Annotated in this window: 18 protein-coding genes and 1 pseudogene; 16 read left to right on the top strand and 3 right to left on the bottom strand. The window is 49.0% G+C overall.

Annotation, left to right across the window (positions count from 1 at the left end; translation table 11 throughout):
- Positions 1 to 203, top strand: a pseudogene (locus I2E77_RS13285) (methyltransferase); the annotation flags it as partial.
- A gap of 608 nt (positions 204 to 811) precedes the next feature.
- Here I2E77_RS13285 and I2E77_RS13280 read toward each other — a convergent pair.
- Both I2E77_RS13280 and I2E77_RS13275 read right to left on the bottom strand, forming a co-directional pair.
- The gene (locus tag I2E77_RS13280; protein ID WP_195451463.1) at positions 812 to 1441 is read right to left on the bottom strand and encodes a hypothetical protein; all 630 of its coding nucleotides are present in this window, start codon (positions 1439 to 1441) and stop codon (positions 812 to 814) included.
- 88 nt (positions 1442 to 1529) lie between these two features.
- Positions 1530 to 2018 carry a helix-turn-helix domain-containing protein gene (locus I2E77_RS13275; protein ID WP_195451461.1) on the bottom strand — a complete coding sequence of 163 codons (489 nt, stop codon included), beginning with the start codon at positions 2016 to 2018 and terminating at the stop codon, positions 1530 to 1532.
- Positions 2019 to 2321: 303 nt separating this feature from the next.
- On the opposite strand from I2E77_RS13275, the gene I2E77_RS13270 reads away from it, so the two are divergent.
- From I2E77_RS13270 to I2E77_RS13250, 5 genes are all read left to right on the top strand, one after another.
- Positions 2322 to 2516, top strand: coding sequence for a helix-turn-helix domain-containing protein (locus tag I2E77_RS13270; RefSeq protein ID WP_006571508.1), 195 nt, complete (start codon positions 2322 to 2324; stop codon positions 2514 to 2516).
- Positions 2517 to 2518: 2 nt separating this feature from the next.
- Positions 2519 to 3592: a site-specific integrase gene (locus tag I2E77_RS13265; RefSeq protein WP_140400339.1), complete on the top strand. Its 1074-nt coding sequence runs from the start codon at positions 2519 to 2521 to the stop codon at positions 3590 to 3592.
- A gap of 2 nt (positions 3593 to 3594) precedes the next feature.
- Entirely contained in the window at positions 3595 to 3930 is a 336-nt protein-coding gene (locus I2E77_RS13260) for a plasmid mobilization protein (protein WP_006571527.1), read from the top strand.
- A complete protein-coding gene (locus I2E77_RS13255) occupies positions 3920 to 5095 on the top strand; it encodes an AAA family ATPase (RefSeq protein WP_087232407.1) in 1176 nt (391 codons plus the stop codon). Before I2E77_RS13260 ends, I2E77_RS13255 begins: the two co-directional genes overlap by 11 nt.
- A 408-nt stretch (positions 5096 to 5503) precedes the next feature.
- Positions 5504 to 5749 carry a DUF6061 family protein gene (locus tag I2E77_RS13250; RefSeq protein WP_087232404.1) on the top strand — a complete coding sequence of 82 codons (246 nt, stop codon included), beginning with the start codon at positions 5504 to 5506 and terminating at the stop codon, positions 5747 to 5749.
- A gap of 57 nt (positions 5750 to 5806) precedes the next feature.
- Here I2E77_RS13250 and I2E77_RS13245 read toward each other — a convergent pair whose 3' ends face one another.
- The gene (locus tag I2E77_RS13245) at positions 5807 to 6118 is read right to left on the bottom strand and encodes a helix-turn-helix domain-containing protein (RefSeq protein WP_050624078.1); all 312 of its coding nucleotides are present in this window, start codon (positions 6116 to 6118) and stop codon (positions 5807 to 5809) included.
- 110 nt (positions 6119 to 6228) lie between these two features.
- Between I2E77_RS13245 and I2E77_RS13240 the strand changes: the two genes are divergently transcribed.
- The 10 genes from I2E77_RS13240 (at position 6229) to I2E77_RS13195 (ending at position 16475) form a co-directional block, all read left to right on the top strand.
- A complete protein-coding gene (locus I2E77_RS13240) occupies positions 6229 to 6696 on the top strand; it encodes a hypothetical protein (RefSeq protein WP_195451459.1) in 468 nt (155 codons plus the stop codon).
- A gap of 65 nt (positions 6697 to 6761) precedes the next feature.
- Positions 6762 to 6971, top strand: coding sequence for a helix-turn-helix domain-containing protein (locus tag I2E77_RS13235; protein ID WP_054338619.1), 210 nt, complete (start codon positions 6762 to 6764; stop codon positions 6969 to 6971).
- Between the two features lie 103 nt (positions 6972 to 7074).
- On the top strand, positions 7075 to 8061 hold the full coding sequence (locus I2E77_RS13230; RefSeq protein ID WP_207738258.1) for a restriction endonuclease: 987 nt from the start codon (positions 7075 to 7077) through the stop codon (positions 8059 to 8061).
- Between the two features lie 91 nt (positions 8062 to 8152).
- Positions 8153 to 11413 carry a type I restriction-modification system endonuclease gene (gene hsdR / locus I2E77_RS13225; RefSeq protein WP_195451465.1) on the top strand — a complete coding sequence of 1087 codons (3261 nt, stop codon included), beginning with the start codon at positions 8153 to 8155 and terminating at the stop codon, positions 11411 to 11413.
- Positions 11410 to 11658, top strand: a complete 249-nt coding sequence (locus I2E77_RS13220) for a hypothetical protein (RefSeq protein WP_195451456.1) — start codon at positions 11410 to 11412, stop codon at positions 11656 to 11658. Before hsdR ends, I2E77_RS13220 begins: the two co-directional genes overlap by 4 nt.
- The gene (locus I2E77_RS13215; RefSeq protein WP_195451454.1) at positions 11655 to 13073 is read left to right on the top strand and encodes a class I SAM-dependent DNA methyltransferase; all 1419 of its coding nucleotides are present in this window, start codon (positions 11655 to 11657) and stop codon (positions 13071 to 13073) included. The genes I2E77_RS13220 and I2E77_RS13215 overlap by 4 nt, the downstream gene beginning before the upstream one ends.
- Complete coding sequence (locus I2E77_RS13210) at positions 13073 to 14386, top strand: restriction endonuclease subunit S (RefSeq protein ID WP_195451452.1); 1314 nt, start codon at positions 13073 to 13075, stop codon at positions 14384 to 14386. The genes I2E77_RS13215 and I2E77_RS13210 overlap by 1 nt, the downstream gene beginning before the upstream one ends.
- Positions 14387 to 14708: 322 nt before the next feature.
- Positions 14709 to 15080 carry a hypothetical protein gene (locus I2E77_RS13205; RefSeq protein WP_195451450.1) on the top strand — a complete coding sequence of 124 codons (372 nt, stop codon included), beginning with the start codon at positions 14709 to 14711 and terminating at the stop codon, positions 15078 to 15080.
- A 259-nt stretch (positions 15081 to 15339) separates the two neighbouring features.
- A complete protein-coding gene (locus I2E77_RS13200; RefSeq protein WP_195451449.1) occupies positions 15340 to 16251 on the top strand; it encodes a hypothetical protein in 912 nt (303 codons plus the stop codon).
- On the top strand, positions 16251 to 16475 hold the full coding sequence (locus I2E77_RS13195; RefSeq protein ID WP_195451448.1) for a DUF2188 domain-containing protein: 225 nt from the start codon (positions 16251 to 16253) through the stop codon (positions 16473 to 16475). The genes I2E77_RS13200 and I2E77_RS13195 overlap by 1 nt, the downstream gene beginning before the upstream one ends.
- Positions 16476 to 16972 lie beyond the last annotated feature (497 nt).

Genomic DNA, 16972 nt, shown 5'->3' with positions numbered 1-16972 from the left:
ACAGTTACTATGATATAGCGATTGAAGGGCAACCGAAAGAGCAGATTTATTATCATCGTTCCATACAAGATATTTTTAACCTTTGTTTTAGAGCTGGATTTGTCATTGATGGATTTTATGAAGAATGTTTCAAAACCAACAAAGAAATTCCTATGGTAATGATAGTAAGGCTTAAGAAGGTAAAACGTGATACCTTACAATAAATTCAAGTTTGTCGGGTAAATAGCAAAGCCAGCCGAGCCAGCGGGCGGTCAAGATGAACGGGCTTCGCCCACCGTTGACAGCCCCGCCCGGTTTCGCAGTTAGGCAGTCAAGGAGCGACAGCAAGGAGTGCTGCCGCCCCGCACTATTATTCAGAGAGGGGGAATTTCCATGACAGACCAGAAAGCCTATCAAGAATATATCCAGCGCAGGTACAACGCCTCTTGCAAGGCTGTTATCCGCTGTGCCTGACAGCGTCCGTCCGTGCCGGAATTATGTAGAGCTCCACATAATTCTGTTGTATTTCCCAGCCTTTTGTGATACTATTTTGATACTAATAAACTTTACAGCCGAAAATAGCAGGTGGAATATTAACATATTTGCGAAAGTTTTTCCTGCGAAATCACCTCAAATACACCCTACTATATCTGAATTTGCCGAGTGGGAATGATTTCAGAGACCCGGAAAAGCCTGATATGACTGGGTTTTTGAGGGGTTAAGGCCCTCCGTGGCAACGATTTGGCAACACTTTTTCATTATTCATAAAAAGAGAGCTAACTGATTTTGATTAGTCAGTTAGCTCTCTTTTTATTTTGGTTCCTATATGATTTTAGCCGTTTAGTTTTTTCTCAAGCTTTTGAAGCCTTGCAGGGTATCCCCCTTTAGTTGAATCGGTTAATCCATATTTTATTGCCAAATTGCAAATTTCAATGGCCTCTTTATACTGCCCGGCTTTTTCGTAAAGAATTGCAAGCCGCTGAAAGGTTGTGATTCGTGGAATACAATCGAACTCTTTTTGCATTGGCTTTACATATTTAGGGAACATCTGGATATCTTTCAAGCAAAATTCGATTGTTAAATCAATCGCATCTGGTCTGCAATCTCTCTGCTTGTAATAACATTCGGCGGCTTCCTGCCAAAAATAGTGAGCGTCCAGAAGCTCCGCTTCGCTAACTGCCAAGTCTTTACCTGCACTAATTATTTTATCGGCAAGAGAGTAGTTCTTCTCAGAAACTGCCCAACCAATCATTGCAGAAAAGTACTTCAGTTTTGTGCTGGAAGAATAAGATACATCACCTTTTATAGGAGAAGAACCCGGAGCTGCACCAAGCCCACCTTGATGATATCTGGTAAGAGCATCTTGCTCTTGAGGTGTGCATGATAGCCAAAAAGATTCCAAACCCAAATAACCGATGATGCCTTTAATTTTAGGTTTCTGAGAAAATAGGGACTTAAACATACAATGTCACCTCTAACTTCAAGTGAAATCCAAATTTTTCTTTTCTTACGCAGCAAACGGCCTCTCCCGTGGCCTACAAGTGAGAGGATCAAAAGAGGTCCTGGGGCGGCACCTTCACATAGTTCTGGGACTTATCAAATTCCGGGTAATGGTAGCGCCACTTGTCGTAATCCTCTTTGGAGATCTCACCCGCCTCCAGCATGGCGGCGGCCTGCTGCCAGGAACAGAGCATCTCATGCAGCCGGGCGGCGTCCTTGTTCTTCCGCACATCAACCTTCAAGCAGACTTCTCCATCTATCTCGCTGATCTTGAGCCCGTAGTTATCCTCCAGGGTAAACAGGGTGTGCATGAGCCCCACATAGGAGTCTATATCCGGGACGGAGAGGGCATGGGGAGAGACATCCAGTACCTGGGCTAAGGCGGCGGTAAGGTCTGCCTTTGGGGTTCTTGATCCTGTTTCGTACTGTGCCAGGCGCACATCGGCGGACTTCTCCGGGAAGCCCAGCGCCATGCCGAGATATTTCTGTGTCATCCCCCGCAAGAGACGGAAAAAGTGAATCCGTTCGCCAATCGCCATATCATCAACTCCAATCGTTGGTTGTCTTTAGGAAAAGCGTAGCAGGAATGCTTAGTAAAGTCAAGGGAATACTAAACAATTTTATTTAATTTATTTTGCGTACTCCGATTGACACAAGCTATTATGCTTAGTATAATGACAATAGACTAAGCATAATAGCTTAGAATCAATAAATGAAAAAGAACTGCCGCAATCCCCCGGTTATACATCGCGGGAAAAAGTGGCGGACGAAGGTGAGGAGGCATTTATGGGACACAATATCCAGCTGCAGCAGCCATCAAAGAAGAAAGGAAGGTGTTTTCAATGCAGGCACAAAACTTTATGCGCGTGGAGGAAGTGGCCCAGGAGCTGGGCATCTCCAAGTCCCACGCCTACAAGGTGATCCACAAGCTCAACGCCGAACTCCGTGAGAAGGGCTATCTGACCATCTCCGGGCGGGTCAATCGGAACTTTTTCATGGAGAAGTTTTGCTATGGCAAGACGGGAAAGGAGGGCTAATCATGGCAGTCTATAAGGAAGAAAAGACAAACACCTGGCGGGCGGTCTACCGCTACACTGACTGGAACGGCGAGCGCAAGCAGACCCAGAAGCGGGGCTTCAAGACCAAACGGGAGGCACAAGCCTGGGAGCGCGAACAGCTCAACAAGACCAGCGCTGATCTGGACATGACCTTTAAGAGCTTCGTGGATCTCTACACGGCGGATATGAAGACCCGGCTCAAGGAAAACACCTGGGCCACCAAGGATCACATCATCCGCACCAAGCTGCTACCCTACTTCGGCAAGCTGAAAATGTGTAACATCACTGCCCAGCAGATTATCACTTGGCAGAACGAGATGCTGAACCACAAGGACGAGAATGGTAAGCCCTACTCTCCGGTGTACCTGAAAACGGTCCACAACCAGCTCAGCGCCATCTTCAACCACGCGGTTCGGTACTACAACCTCCGGGAGAATCCCTGCAAGAAGGCGGGCAGCATGGGCAAAAAGAAAAACCGGGAGATGATGTTCTGGACCAAGGAGCAGTACCTGAAATTTGCCGAGGTGATGATGGACAAGCCGCTATCCTTCTACGCCTTTGAGATGCTCTACTGGTGCGGTATCCGGGAGGGGGAGCTGCTGGCCCTGACCCCGGCGGACTTTGACTTTGAGAAGCGCACCGTGTCTATCAACAAGTCCTATCAGCGTCTGAACGGCGAGGACCTGATTACCACCCCCAAGACGGAAAAGAGCAATCGGGTCATCACCATGCCGCAATTTCTGGCTGAGGAAATCCAGGATTACATCAAAATGCTTTACGGCATCGGGCCGGATGACCGGATGTTCACCGTCACCAAGAGTTATCTCCACCGGGAGATGGACCGGGGAGCCAAAGAAGCGGGCGTACCGCGTATCAGAATCCACGATATTCGTCACAGCGCGGTTTCACTTCTGATCGACATGGGGTTCTCTGCCACGGCCATCGCGGACCGGGTGGGCCATGAGAGCATTGACATCACTTACAACTACGCACACCTGTTTCCGTCCAAGCAGGCGGAAATGGCAGACAAATTGAACATGGAAAGGGGCAATTAAAAATGTCAGCAAAGAATTTGGACAAGCACAACCGTTGGAGAAACAAGACCGTGGCCTTCCGGGTCTCCCCGGAGGAGGACGCTCAGATCGAAACGGCGGTGAAGCTCACCGGCCTGACCAAGCAAGATTATATCATCCGTCGGCTGCTCTGCCGGGATGTGGTGGTCCAAGGCAATCCCAGGGTCTATAAAGCGCTGCGGGACCAGCTGGCCGCTGTGCTGGACGAGCTGCGCAGGATCGAAGCTGGACAGGGCGTAAACGATGAGCTGTTGGACACCATCCAGATGATCGCCACCATTATGAACGGAATGCAGGAGGACTTTGCCTATGACCGATGATAAAAAGAAAATGACCGCCCAGGGCTCATCTGTTGGCGCAGATGATGGGCAGTCAATCGCTCAAAATTCCAAGACCACTATACCAGACCCGGACGAAAAAAGCAATTCCCCCGAAAGAGATTTGGAGGAACTTTACCGGAAGATGCGCCGCATGAGTGACCCAGCCTGCCTGCATACTGTGACCCTGGACGAGCTGATGGATAATGTGTTTGAGGGTAAGTCTGCGGTGATTGAGAACCTGCTCTATACAGGAGCGTACATCCTTGCCGGAGCGCCCAAAATCGGCAAGTCCTTCCTGGTGGCGCAAATCGCCCACCATGTCAGTACCGGGCAAGACCTGTGGGGCTACAAGACCCATCAGGGAACTGTTCTCTACCTGGCGTTGGAGGATGACGAGAGCCGTTTACAGCGCCGGATGTTCCGAATGTTCGGAGTGGAGGGAACAAGCTCCCTGCATTTTGCCACCAGCGCCAAGATGATCGGTGGTGGCCTGGATGAACAGCTGGAAAAGTTTGTTCGGGAACACAGTGATACCAAGCTGATTATCGTGGATACCCTGCAAAAAGTCCGGGAGGCAGTGAGCGATAGCTACAGCTACTCCAGCGACTATGAGGTGATCGGCAAGCTGAAGCAATTTGCTGACCGATATGGTGTCTGCGTCCTGATTGTCCACCACACCAGAAAGCAACCTGCGGGAGATAGCTTTGAAATGATTTCCGGCACCACGGGCTTGCTGGGCTGTGCGGATGGTGCGCTCCTGATGCAGAAGGAGAAACGGACGGATAGCAAGGCCACTCTGGAGGTGGTGGGCAGAGACCAGCCGGATCAGCGGCTGTATCTGAGCAAAGACCAAGAGAACCTGGTTTGGGGTCTCGACCATGCAGAGAATGAGCTTTGGAAGCAGCCTCCGGACCCAGTGCTGGAAGCCGTGGCAAAAATTGCGTCTGCTGACAACCGGGAATGGGAAGGCAGTCCCACCGAGCTGGCCCAAGCGATTCAAACGAATATGGTGGTGAACAGGCTCACCAAGCATTTGAATGTGAATGCCAGCCGCTTGCTGGAAGAACATCAGGTGAAGTACGAGAACAGAACCAAACACGCCGGACGGCGTATCCGGCTGACTTACATGGTGGTGGAAGCACCCGCGTTTGAAGTAATCGAGTAAAGCGCGACGCTCGCAACGGTCGCGACGGTGTTTTGAGGGGTACTCCCAGCACCGTTGCGACCGTCGCCACCGTCGCGGAACGAAAAACTGGGGTGGTGTTTTGCCATCCCATCTTCAAGGAGGGTACCCCATTTTAGGGCACCCTAAAAGTACCATAGGATGTCGCGACTCAAGACACCCTATGCCCCAAAACAGGGCACTGGATACAGACAAAAAGCGTTCGGAGAACGCGCAGCCACAGAATGAAATTCTGTGTTCAGAAGGGGCTTGGGGGCGCTGCCCTCAACAAGCAGTTTGTGGCAAGTGGATAGCCACAAGCATTGCTTGCCTGTATCTAAAAACAACCGAAACGGCCCTTGTGCCGCTGCGGAAAATCAATCAAAATTCAAGTATTGGGAGGTAACGACTATGAGAAAGATTTTGTCCTGTGAGTTTAACCTGGATACCGCCTGCGTGGAGCTGCGCCTGGATGACGGGACGCTGCTCTCCATCGACTGCACGGCCGTGGAGAACGAACTAGCAAACAGTATGTACCAGCGGTCGGAGCTGGACTGGCTGATCTACAACGATCCCCTGGCCTATGCCGAACTAATTTTGAATGGTGAGCCGGAACTATATCTAAAGGTTGTGACAAATAAAACTCCATTAGGTTGACAAGAAATAAAATCCGCCAGAAGCAGCATTCTAAAAAATGCGTCTCTGGCGGATTTTTTACATCTTATCAATCAAAGCAAATACAACAGCTTGCTGTTCTTCGCTCAATCTTGACCAGCGTTCCAGAAGCTTTTTCTGCGCCTCAGTCAAGGAAACAGGTGCATCTTCTTCGGCAAATAGCTGAGACAGTGTAATGCCAAAAGCTGTGCAGATTTTCTCCAGAGATGGAATGGTAGGAACCATGTTCTTACGATACCATGAGGAGATCGTAGATTGTGGTAAACCGGAGCGTTCTGCAAGCTGATACTCTGTCCAGCCCCGCTCCTCTCGATACGCGGTTATAACCGAGAGAATATCCTTCACCTGCATCACTCCCTTGCTTGTGTTCTTCGTAAATTATACTTTGATAAATCGTTGTGATTTAATCATTTATATCGTATAATTTTAACGATAAACACAACTACAAAGGAGGGGGAAATTTGGGCGGAAAAAGCTGTTTCTTTATCGGACACCGAGAGGCATCAGAAGAGATTTATCCGGCATTGTATGCGGCTGTGGAGCAGCACATTTTGGAATATGGCGTTACAGAATTTATCGTTGGCCACTACGGCGGATTTGACCGTCTTGCAGCGTCAGCAGTCAAAGAAGCAAAGCGTTTCTACCCAGAGGTGAGACTCATTTTGCTGCTGCCATACCATCCAGCAGAGAGGCCCATTCCAATGATAGAAGGATTTGACGGAACATTCTATCCGCCAGGGATGGAAAGCGTTCCGCGCAAGGTTGCAATCGTGAGAGCAAACCGCTATGTTGTGGATCATGTAGACTATCTCATCGCCTATGCCTGGCACCCCGCCAGCAATGCGCGGGAGCTGGTGGAGTATGCAAAAAGGCGAGTAAAGAAAGGCTCCCTTTTCATAACAGTGATAAAGTATAATGATTCGACATGAAGTTGAGTTTTTCACGAAAGTGTGATAAAATAAATCCAAGCATTTCTTGCTTTGGAGGGACTAAAATGGCGATTTGTTATGACCGCTTATTCCATCTGATGATTGATAAAAAGATAAGCAACGCACAGCTAAAAGAGAAGGCCGGTTTTAGTGCCAATATTATCACCCGCCTAAAGCGCAACGAGTATGTTTCTATCGAAAGTATTGAGAAGATTTGCCGTGTGATGGAGTGCGGCGTGGACGATATTCTGGAGTTTGTTCCGGAAGAAAAATAAGCAAGAGTTTTGACAAAGTGGCTTGATTTTGAAGGTGACTTTCAGGATACAAAATTCTCGCAGGTTGAGAAGCTGTGAAAGATCGGATAGGAGTGTGGCTGTGATGGCAGCAAACAAAACGGTTTGGGGAATCCATACCATGGACGATCCTCTTTTTTTGAATCAGAACCTAATTGCAATCGGCTGGGAAGAGATGGGCGACTTATCGGCTATAAGTACATCCCGTGATGCCTACAAAGAAAAATATATCGCAGCCTATCCGGACGCTAAAAAAGGTTCGATTGCCACAAGTGCCGGAATGCTGTACCGATTTGTTCATGAGGTACAGGAAGGAGACTATGTGGTGTTCCCGTCCAAAATTGACCGTAAGATCAACATCGGGGTCGTGGAGAGTGCCTATTTCTATGAGGCTACCGCAGCACTGTATCCCAATCGCCGGAAAGTGAAGTGGCTCAAGCATCTGCCGCGTACAGCCTTTTCCCAGGGCGCTCTGCATGAAGTTGGCTCGGCACTGAGCTTTTTTCAGGTGAAAAACTATGCAGATGAGTATTTTAAGGCTCTGGATAAAGATTTCAAAGGCAATATTCTGGAGCCGGATACCGATGAGACAGTGGCACAAACAGCGGATGAAATCATCGAGGCTACCCGCGACTTTATCTTGAAAGAGCTGAGCAAGAATCTGAAAGGTTATGATCTGGAGCCGTTTGTCGCAAATCTTTTGCAGGCCATGGGCTACCGCACAATTCTGTCTCCGCATGGTGGGGATAGTGGCATCGACATTACCGCCTATAAAGACGAGCTGCCGCCCCGCATTGTTGTCCAGGTCAAAAGCCAGGATGGAGACATCAAAGAGACTACCATCCAGTCTCTGAAAGGCGCTATGCGCGAAGGAGATTATGGCCTGTTTGTGACACTGTCCAATTATACCAAAAATGCTCAGAAATACCTGGATAACACCCCGATTATTCGCGGCATTAACGGCACAGAACTTGTGGATCTGGTCTTGAAATATTACGACCAGCTCAGTGTCAAATACCGTAAAATGATTCCCCTGAAAATGGTGTACATCCCCGTTCCGCCAGAGGAATAAAACTGGCATTTAACGAAACGACGAGTGCATCTACTGACAATCTTACTTATGACATGAAAATGTGCAGAACTTGCAAGGGTGGTGAGCCGTGATGAAAAGTAATTTTGAATTTCTTGATAAAGAGTTTCCTGTGTTATCCCAGTTCGGGAAAAAAGCAGAAGCATATCTTTATTCAGATTCAAACTCCTGCTTGATGAAGTTAGGGATGATCGGCGAAACAGTTGTGAACTTGATGTTTACTTATGATCGGATCATGCCTCCTTCCGAAAATACGGCGGTCAATCGGATCGGCGTACTGTTCCGAGAGGGCCTCCTCACGCAGGATCTTGTGGATATTCTTCATGCGCTACGCAAGGTGCGCAATAAGGCGGTACATGAGAACTACTCCTCCGTTGAAGAGGGAAAAGTGCTGCTTCAAATGGCGCACAGCCTATGCGAATGGTTCATGCAGACCTATGGTGACTGGAACTATCAATCTATTCCTTTTGTGATGCCGACTGACTCGCAGAAGCAAGATATTGCAGATACTGACGATGCACAGGAGGAAAGTCTGGTCAAAGAAGCGGAAGAAAAGGCTGCCGCTTCGAATTCTGTCACAAAAGAAAAGCGGCGCCAGCAGGCAGCCAGGGCGGCCTGTCAGCGGCAAAAGACAGAAGCAGAAACGCGCTACATCATTGACCAGCAACTCCGTCAAGTGGGCTGGGAGGCTGATACTGAGAATCTGCGCTTTTCTAACGGAACTCGCCCAACCAAAGGTCGGAATCTTGCCATAGCTGAGTGGCCCACTGACTCAACTGTGGGAAATCACGGCCGCGCTGATTATGCCCTTTTTATTGGTCTGCAATTTGTCGGTATCATTGAGGCAAAAGCGGAACACAAGGACATTCCCTCCGTGATCGACTATCAGGGGAAAGACTATCCCCGTAATATTCGTTTTGAGGATGCTCGGTACCAAGTTGGAACTTGGGGCAGCTATAAAGTGCCGTTTACCTTTGCGACTAATGGCAGACCATATTTGGAGCAGTATAAAACAAAGTCCGGTATTTGGTTTCTGGATCTCCGTCGGTCTTCCAATGTTCCAAAGGCTCTGCGGGGGTGGATGAGCCCTGAAAACCTTCTGGACCTGTTGGGTAAGGACATTGACGCCGGCAATCGGGCACTGGAGCAGATGCCCTTTGATCTGTTGCGGGACAAAGACGGGCTGAACCTCCGCGATTATCAGCTACGGGCCATCCAGACAGCGGAACAGGCCATTATGGACGGAAAAAATACAGCTCTGTTGGCCATGGCCACCGGTACCGGCAAGACCCGGACGGTGCTGGGCATGATCTACCGTTTCTTGAAAACAGGCCGTTTCAAGCGTATCCTATTCCTAGTGGACCGCACAGCTCTTGGAGAGCAGGCATTGGATGTATTCAAAGAGGTCAAGTTGGAGGATCTGATGCCCCTAGCGGACATCTATAACATCAAAGGGCTGGACGACAAAGGGATTGAGAGGGAGACCCGTATCCAGGTCGCTACTGTACAGGGGATGGTAAAGCGTATCCTCTACAATGATGGAGAAACCATGCCCGCAGTCAACGACTATGACCTGATTATCATAGATGAGGCTCACCGAGGCTATCTTCTTGACAAGGAGATGGGCGACACCGAACTTCTCTACCGGGATCAGCGGGACTACCAGAGCAAATATCGCAGCGTGATCGAGTATTTCGATGCGGTGAAAATCGCTCTGACTGCCACCCCAGCCCTCCAGACCACCGAGATTTTTGGCCAACCGGTTTTCAAGTATACCTATCGGGAAGCAGTTATCGAGGGGTATCTGGTAGACCACGACGCCCCTCACGACCTCCATACCAAACTGCGGGATGAGGGTATCCACTATCAATCTGGCGATACCGTGACTGTCTACGACCCGGTGACCGGAGAGATTACCAACAGCGAGCTGCTGAACGATGAGCTCAACTTCGATGTGGAGCAGTTCAATAAAAAAGTCATTACTCGCCCCTTCAACGAGGCAGTGCTGGCTGAGATTGCCAAAGATATCGACCCGGAAAATCCGGAGGAACAGGGAAAAACGCTTATCTATGCCGTGGATGACCAGCATGCCGACATGATCGTGGACATCCTCAAAAATATCTATGCAGAATACGGCGTGGACAATGATGCGATCATGAAGATCACCGGCAGTGTAGGTGGAGGCAATCCCAAGAAGGTGCAGGAGGCCATCAAGCGGTTCAAAAACGAACGCTATCCCAGTATTGCCGTCACCGTGGACCTGCTGACTACCGGTATCGATGTGCCGGAAATCACCAATCTGGTATTCCTTCGCCGGGTGAAATCCCGCATTCTGTTTGAACAGATGTTGGGCCGTGCCACCCGTCTGTGCCCCAAGATCCATAAGACTCACTTTGAGATTTATGATCCTGTCGGTGTCTATGAATCGTTGGATGCCGTCAATACCATGAAACCGGTGGTAGCCAACCCGTCTGCTTCCTTTGGACAACTGTTGGATGGTCTCGAGATACTGGAGGACGAAAAGCAGATCGCGTACCAGATCGATCAGATCATCGCCAAGCTCCAGCGAAAAAAGCGAAAGCTGGACGGTAAGGCCATGGAGCATTTCGTCAGCATGACCGGCGGCATGGACCCAACGCAGTTTATCCAGCAGCTGGAACAGGAGCCGCCGCCGCAGGCCCGTAACCGCATTTTAGCGCATCGGGATCTTTTCAAACTGCTTGGGGAGACCCGGGCCAACGGCAGCCGCCCGGTGATTATCTCCGACGCGCCAGATGAACTGGTCGGCCACACCCGTGGTTATGGTACCGGCAGCCGCCCAGAAGACTATTTGGATGCCTTTGCCGACTATGTAAAGAACCATATCAACGAAATTGCGGCGTTGAACATCGTCTGCACCCGGCCAAAGGAGCTGACCCGGGCGAGCTTGAAGGATCTGCGCCTGACGCTGGACCGGGAGGGTTTCACCACCCAGCAGCTCAACACCGCCATATCGGAACTGACCAACGAGGAGATGGCAGCGGACATCATCAGTCTGATTCGCCGGTATGCCATTGGCTCCACCCTCATCAGCCATGAAGCCCGCATCCGTCGGGCGGTGGATAAGCTGAAAAAAGCCCATAAATTCACTGCCATTGAGCAAAAGTGGATTGGCCGTATGGAAAAATACCTCATGGAAGAATCTGTCCTCAATATAAGCGTGTTTGATGAAGATACTCGTTTCAGAAGTGAGGGAGGATTCAAGAAAATCGACCGGATTTTCCAGAACAAGTTAGAGAACATCGTGCTGGAACTTAACGAATATCTGTACGATGACGGAGGAAGAAGCGCATGAACTATAACACCTATCCTTATGGGATTTTTAACCCTCAGTATTTAAGCCAGTTCCAGGCTCAACAGATGGAAGCGCAAAGAAACCTGGAACAGCAGAAAAACATTCATGATATGGTCAAGGCGATTTCTGATCTTTGCGAGGCGGCCAGAAAAGTAGATGCCGATTATCAACAGGCGGCTATGAACTGTTGCCTTGCAGAAATATTGCGTCAGGCTGCTATCGATAACGGAGGGAACCGCACATGACCACACAGGAAATCGTATCCAAGCTCTGGAACCTCTGCAATGTACTGCGGGATGACGGCATTACCTATCACCAGTATGTCACCGAGCTTACTTACATTTTGTTTTTGAAGATGGCTAAGGAGACCGGCGCGGAAGGCCAGATTCCCGCTGATTATCGCTGGGACAAGCTCACCGAAAAAAGCGGCATTGAACTGAAAAAATTCTATAAAGAACTGCTGACCCATCTGGGTGAAAACTGCACCGGAAGGGTGCGGGAGATCTACCAGGGTGCCGCCACCAACATCGATGAGCCCAAGAACCTGGAAAAGATCATCACCACCATTGACGGCCTGGACTGGTACTCCGCCCGGGAAGAGGGACTGGGCAATCTGTATGAAGGCCTACTGGAGAAGAACGCCAATGAGAAGAAGTCCGGGGCGGGCCAATACTTCACCCCCCGCGTCCTCATTGATGTGATGACGAGACTGATGAAACCCCAGCCCGGCGAGCGGTGCAACGATCCTGCCTGCGGCACCTTTGGCTTTATGATCGCCGCCCACCGATATGTCAAGGAGCACACCGACGATTTTTACGATCTGGATTCTGACATGGCCAAATTCGAGCGGGAAGAAGCCTTCACCGGCTGCGAACTGGTTCACGACACCCATCGCCTGGCTCTGATGAATGCCATGCTGCACGATATCGACGGTCAGATTTTGCTGGCTGACACCCTGTCCAACCAGGGCAAGGTTCTCCACGACTTTGATCTGGTTCTAACCAATCCGCCCTTCGGCACCAAGAAAGGCGGTGAACGTGCCACCCGGGATGACTTCACTTTCCCCACCAGCAACAAACAGCTGAACTTCCTCCAGCACATCTACCGCAGCCTGAAGGCCAATGGTAAGGCCCGGGCCGCCGTAGTGCTGCCGGATAATGTGCTTTTTGCCGACGGCGACGGTGAGAAGATCCGCTGTGACCTGATGGATAAGTGTGATCTGCATACCATTCTCCGCCTACCCACTGGTATTTTCTATGCCCAGGGCGTCAAGACCAATGTGCTGTTTTTCACCCGGGGCAAGAGCGACAAGGGGAACACCAAGGAGGTCTGGTTCTACGACCTGCGCACCAATATGCCCAGTTTCGGCAAGACCACTCCACTGAAAACGGAGCATTTCGCGGATTTTGAGAAGGCATACGAGGCCGAGGACCGCCATGCCGTGCAGGATGAGCGGTGGAACGTGTTCACCCGGGAGCAGATCGCGGAAAAGGGCAACAGCCTTGACCTGGGCCTCATCCGGGACGACTCGTTGCTGGACTACAACGACCTGCCTGATCCGGCGGAGAGCGCTGAGGAGGCCGCCGCCAATCTGGAGGAGGCCGTCGATCTGCTGATGAGCGTGGTAAAGGAACTGCGGGCGCTGGAGGTGCAGGATTGATGGCAAAAAAAAAGGAAATCCTGACGCCAGAGGAACGCTTGCAGGCGGCACTGGTGCCAGAGAGTGAGCAGCCATACAAGGTACCGGGAAACTGGTGTTGGACATTTCTTAAACTAATATCTAAAATACGAACTGGTAAAAAAGATGCCAATTACGGTAGTGTAGATGGCGAGTATCCTTTTTTTACGTGTGCTGCAGAGCCAATTCGTTGTCACGGATATTCATTTGACTGTAACGCTATTCTGCTTGCAGGAAATGGCGATATCAATAATATTAGCCGCTACAACGGTAAGTTTGAAGCGTATCAGCGAACATATGTGGTAGAAATAATAGAACCAATTAATATTGATTATGTCTTCTACTGGTTCAAGTATAGATGGTTTGATTTTAACAAAGATAAAATGTTTGGAACGGCTATACCATACATTCGCTTAGGAAATCTACAAGAATTTCCGATTCCTGTTCCGCCTCTTGCGCAACAACAGCGCATTATTAATTGCATTGAAAGCCTGTTTGCCAAATTGGACGAGGCCAAGCAAAAGGCGCAGGATGCGCTGGACAGCTTTGAAACCCGTAAAGCCGCCATCCTCCACAAAGCCTTCACTGGCGAACTCACCACCCAGTGGAGAAAAGAACATGGCATTGGGATGGAGAGTTGGGAAACAAAAAAACTGTCTGAAGTATCAACACTCCAAACCGGATTAATGAAGGGTAAAAATTACAGTGGAAAGACTGTTATGTTACCATATTTGCGAGTTGCCAATGTTCAAGATGGCTTCTTAAACTTGAGTGAGATCAAGGAAATAGAAGTTTCAGAAGAGCTTATTGATCGTTACTCACTTAAAAATGGAGATGTACTATTTACAGAAGGTGGCGATTACGACAAACTTGGAAGAGGAACAGTTTGGCAAGGACAAATTAAAAATTGCCTCCACCAAAATCATGTTTTTGTTGTGCGCCCACAGTCAGATGTTCTAAGTCCGTATTTCTTGTCGTATCAAGCTGGTAGCAGATATGGGAAACAATATTTTCTGAAATGTTCTAAGCAAACAACAAATTTAGCATCGATTAATTCTACACAGCTAAAAGGTTTTCCTGTTCTAATGCCAACCATTGAAGAACAAGCACAAATTGTTTTACTTATTGATGATCTTCTCGCCAAAGAGCAGCAGGCCAGGGAAGCCGCCGTAGGGGTGCTGGAGCAGATCGGCCTTATCAAAAAAGCCATCCTCGCCCGCGCCTTCCGCGGCGAGTTGGGCACCAACGACCCCCGCGAGGAGAGCGTGGTGGGCTTACTGAAAGTTGTTGTGTAGCGATTGTCAAAAGTAATTTACAACGAGTAAGTGGTGGATCAATTGCAGCAAGAAAACGATGAGTTAGAAATGTTACTCGAAGAATACAGGGAAACCACATCGTTTGGAATTGATCCGGGAAAAGGCAACTTGCCTTTTCCCGGATCATCTGCTATTATACGCGCAAGTGAAAATTCACCGTCCGTTTCGACGATTAAATCGGCTTGACGCAGCGGATTTATTTCCTCTCTGCGTTTTATTTTCTTTTTCCTATTGCACTTCGCCTGCTTCTATGGTACAATCCATATATCGTCAAAGACATCTTAGCTTTGGAGGTGATTTCGTGGCCTATAATTTTGACTTTTCATATTTGAAAAACGGCAGCCCAATCGTGACCTTGAGTTCATTTGGCATCGCCTTCAACAAGGGCGCCATTGAAGCCCTCGGTACTCCGGAGCAGGTGATCATTGGTTTTGACCCAGAGGCTTGTGCCATTGGTGTCCGAGCGCGCGGAGAAGATACAACTTCTCCGTCCTATGATTTTGCACGCCGCATCAAGAACGACTGGATCCGCATTGGCGCGAAGGACTTTGTAAAGTACTTGGCTAAAGTCAGCGGTATTGATTTCCTGAGTAAAGCCAAGCAGTTCATCGCAGAATACGATCCCGAAACGGAAACGCTGATTGTCGTTGTCGACGAGCAGCACCTCAAGTAAGATACAAATCAGGAAAAGAAAAAGAGCGACACCCCCACGAGTACCAGTCGTAGGGTGTCACTCTCCTGTGTTTGACGCATAGACCAGCCAAAACTGATGCAAGCGCCGTTTTCTCTACACGGTTAAATTGTATCACGTTTTGGGTGGTCTGGCAATCCTGCGTATATTGTGTCCATGCTTTGAGCTTGGTACAATATGTAGAACGGTAAGCCAGGCTTTTTCTGTTTGTAAATATTTTTATGGACAGGAGGGTGATACAATGAATATCACTCGCAGACGAATCATCAACCCGCAACGATATCTCTATGCGTTGCACCCCGGCGATAAATTCTACATCGCCGTACCGTTGGAGACGGAAGATTACTCTCGTCTTCAGCCTTATGGCCTTCTTCCTGAGTCACCAGCTCGTATCCCAATTCCTCGGAGGGCTGCAACCAGAATGAATGCCAATGGCAGATGGAAGATTCTCAAGAATTTACCCAAGGAGGAACGATTTTTTGAGCATGACTACCACGTTGTCGATTGGCATGGAACCGACCACTACGGAACCTGCTGGCAAAGCCGTTGGTGCTATCAGCGGGAACTGATTCCACCTACTGAACTTGCGTTCATCATTGAGGGTGGGGTTCTTTACTCCCCGTTGTTGGAGAATACTGATAGCAAGTTCATTTACATCAAGGCTGCCATGAACATTGCGCTGGAGATGTTGGGGCGCTGCGAAGTATGGACAGCGGAACTTGCACCTGCAATTCCGCCGGTCAAACGAGCCGAGGTGCCATGGGAGATTCTCCGTCCAGGCACCAAAATTCAAAATGGCTGGGAACGGTATATTGATAAAATCGTTGAGCACAGTCCGAAAGGCCAGCAAGCGGTTATTCGCCGTCGTCATGAGCATCTATGGCATATGGCCCCTGATTTCTGTGTCCTTGGTTCCCAAAATTTCTGGGGCTATGTTGTCTATGGCTTTACGGCATTGAACCTGTTTGTATTTGAGAGCAACGAGATTAACAATGCCACCTATGCTTTTAGAGGAGATTGGGAAGCGGCCTCTAAGCTCACGAAAACCGAAGTGCTTTCGGGACATGTCCAGGAAGCTCGGGTTTATCACAGTGATAAGTGGTACGAAAACACCAGAAAACTGATTGCTGACTTGGGTAAGGGGGTAGCATAATGGGGAAGAATCAGCATGTAACTCCGCACCCTAAGGGTGGATGGCAGGTTAAGGGATCTGGCAATACCAGAGCAACTGTCAGAACCAGCACTCAGAAAGAGGCTGCCGTTATTGCACGCAAAATTGCCATCAACCAGCAGTCCGAACGGTTGATTCACAGAGTTACCGGGGAAATCCGTCAAAAGGATTCTTACGGGCATGACCCTTATCCTCCGAAAGGATAAGCCTTACGCCATGTCCTCCTGACATCGCTGGTACAGGTGTCGGGAGCACACCTCGTTGGCAACACCATGGCAACAAAAAATCAGATAGCCCCTACTATCTGAATAATGAAAAGAATGCCAATACTCTGAGCTAAATCCCATAAGCAAATCTGTTTAGAAAACTTCTGGCAGGAGCGAGTGGGAGTAAGGGGAAACGGTTGTTGAGTAGTCCAAAAAGCCTTGATATTACAAGGGTTTTCGGCTCTGCAAAATCAAAAAAATCAACGAAAATCGCTCGTTGATACCAAATTGATACCGTTATCTCCCAGGCATAGAATAATGTCAAAGTCTCTCAAAGCCCGCAAATTCGTTTTTCAAAGAACGAATTTGCGGGCTTTTTTTACTGTAATTCTCTGTATTCTCTGAAACGGCATAAAGCCATGTAAGCAGTCAAGTGAAATACAGAAATTTTCGCCAGAAAATGCAGAGTTTTTCGGCGTCAATTTTCTCCTGTAATA

Origin of the sequence: Anaeromassilibacillus sp. 1001302B_160321_C8 (genome assembly GCF_015554745.1) — a bacterium.
Classification (GTDB): Bacteria; Bacillota; Clostridia; order Oscillospirales; family Acutalibacteraceae; genus Anaeromassilibacillus; species Anaeromassilibacillus stercoravium.
Note: the sequence above shows the minus strand (reverse complement) of the source record. Positions and strands in the feature narration are given on the sequence as shown.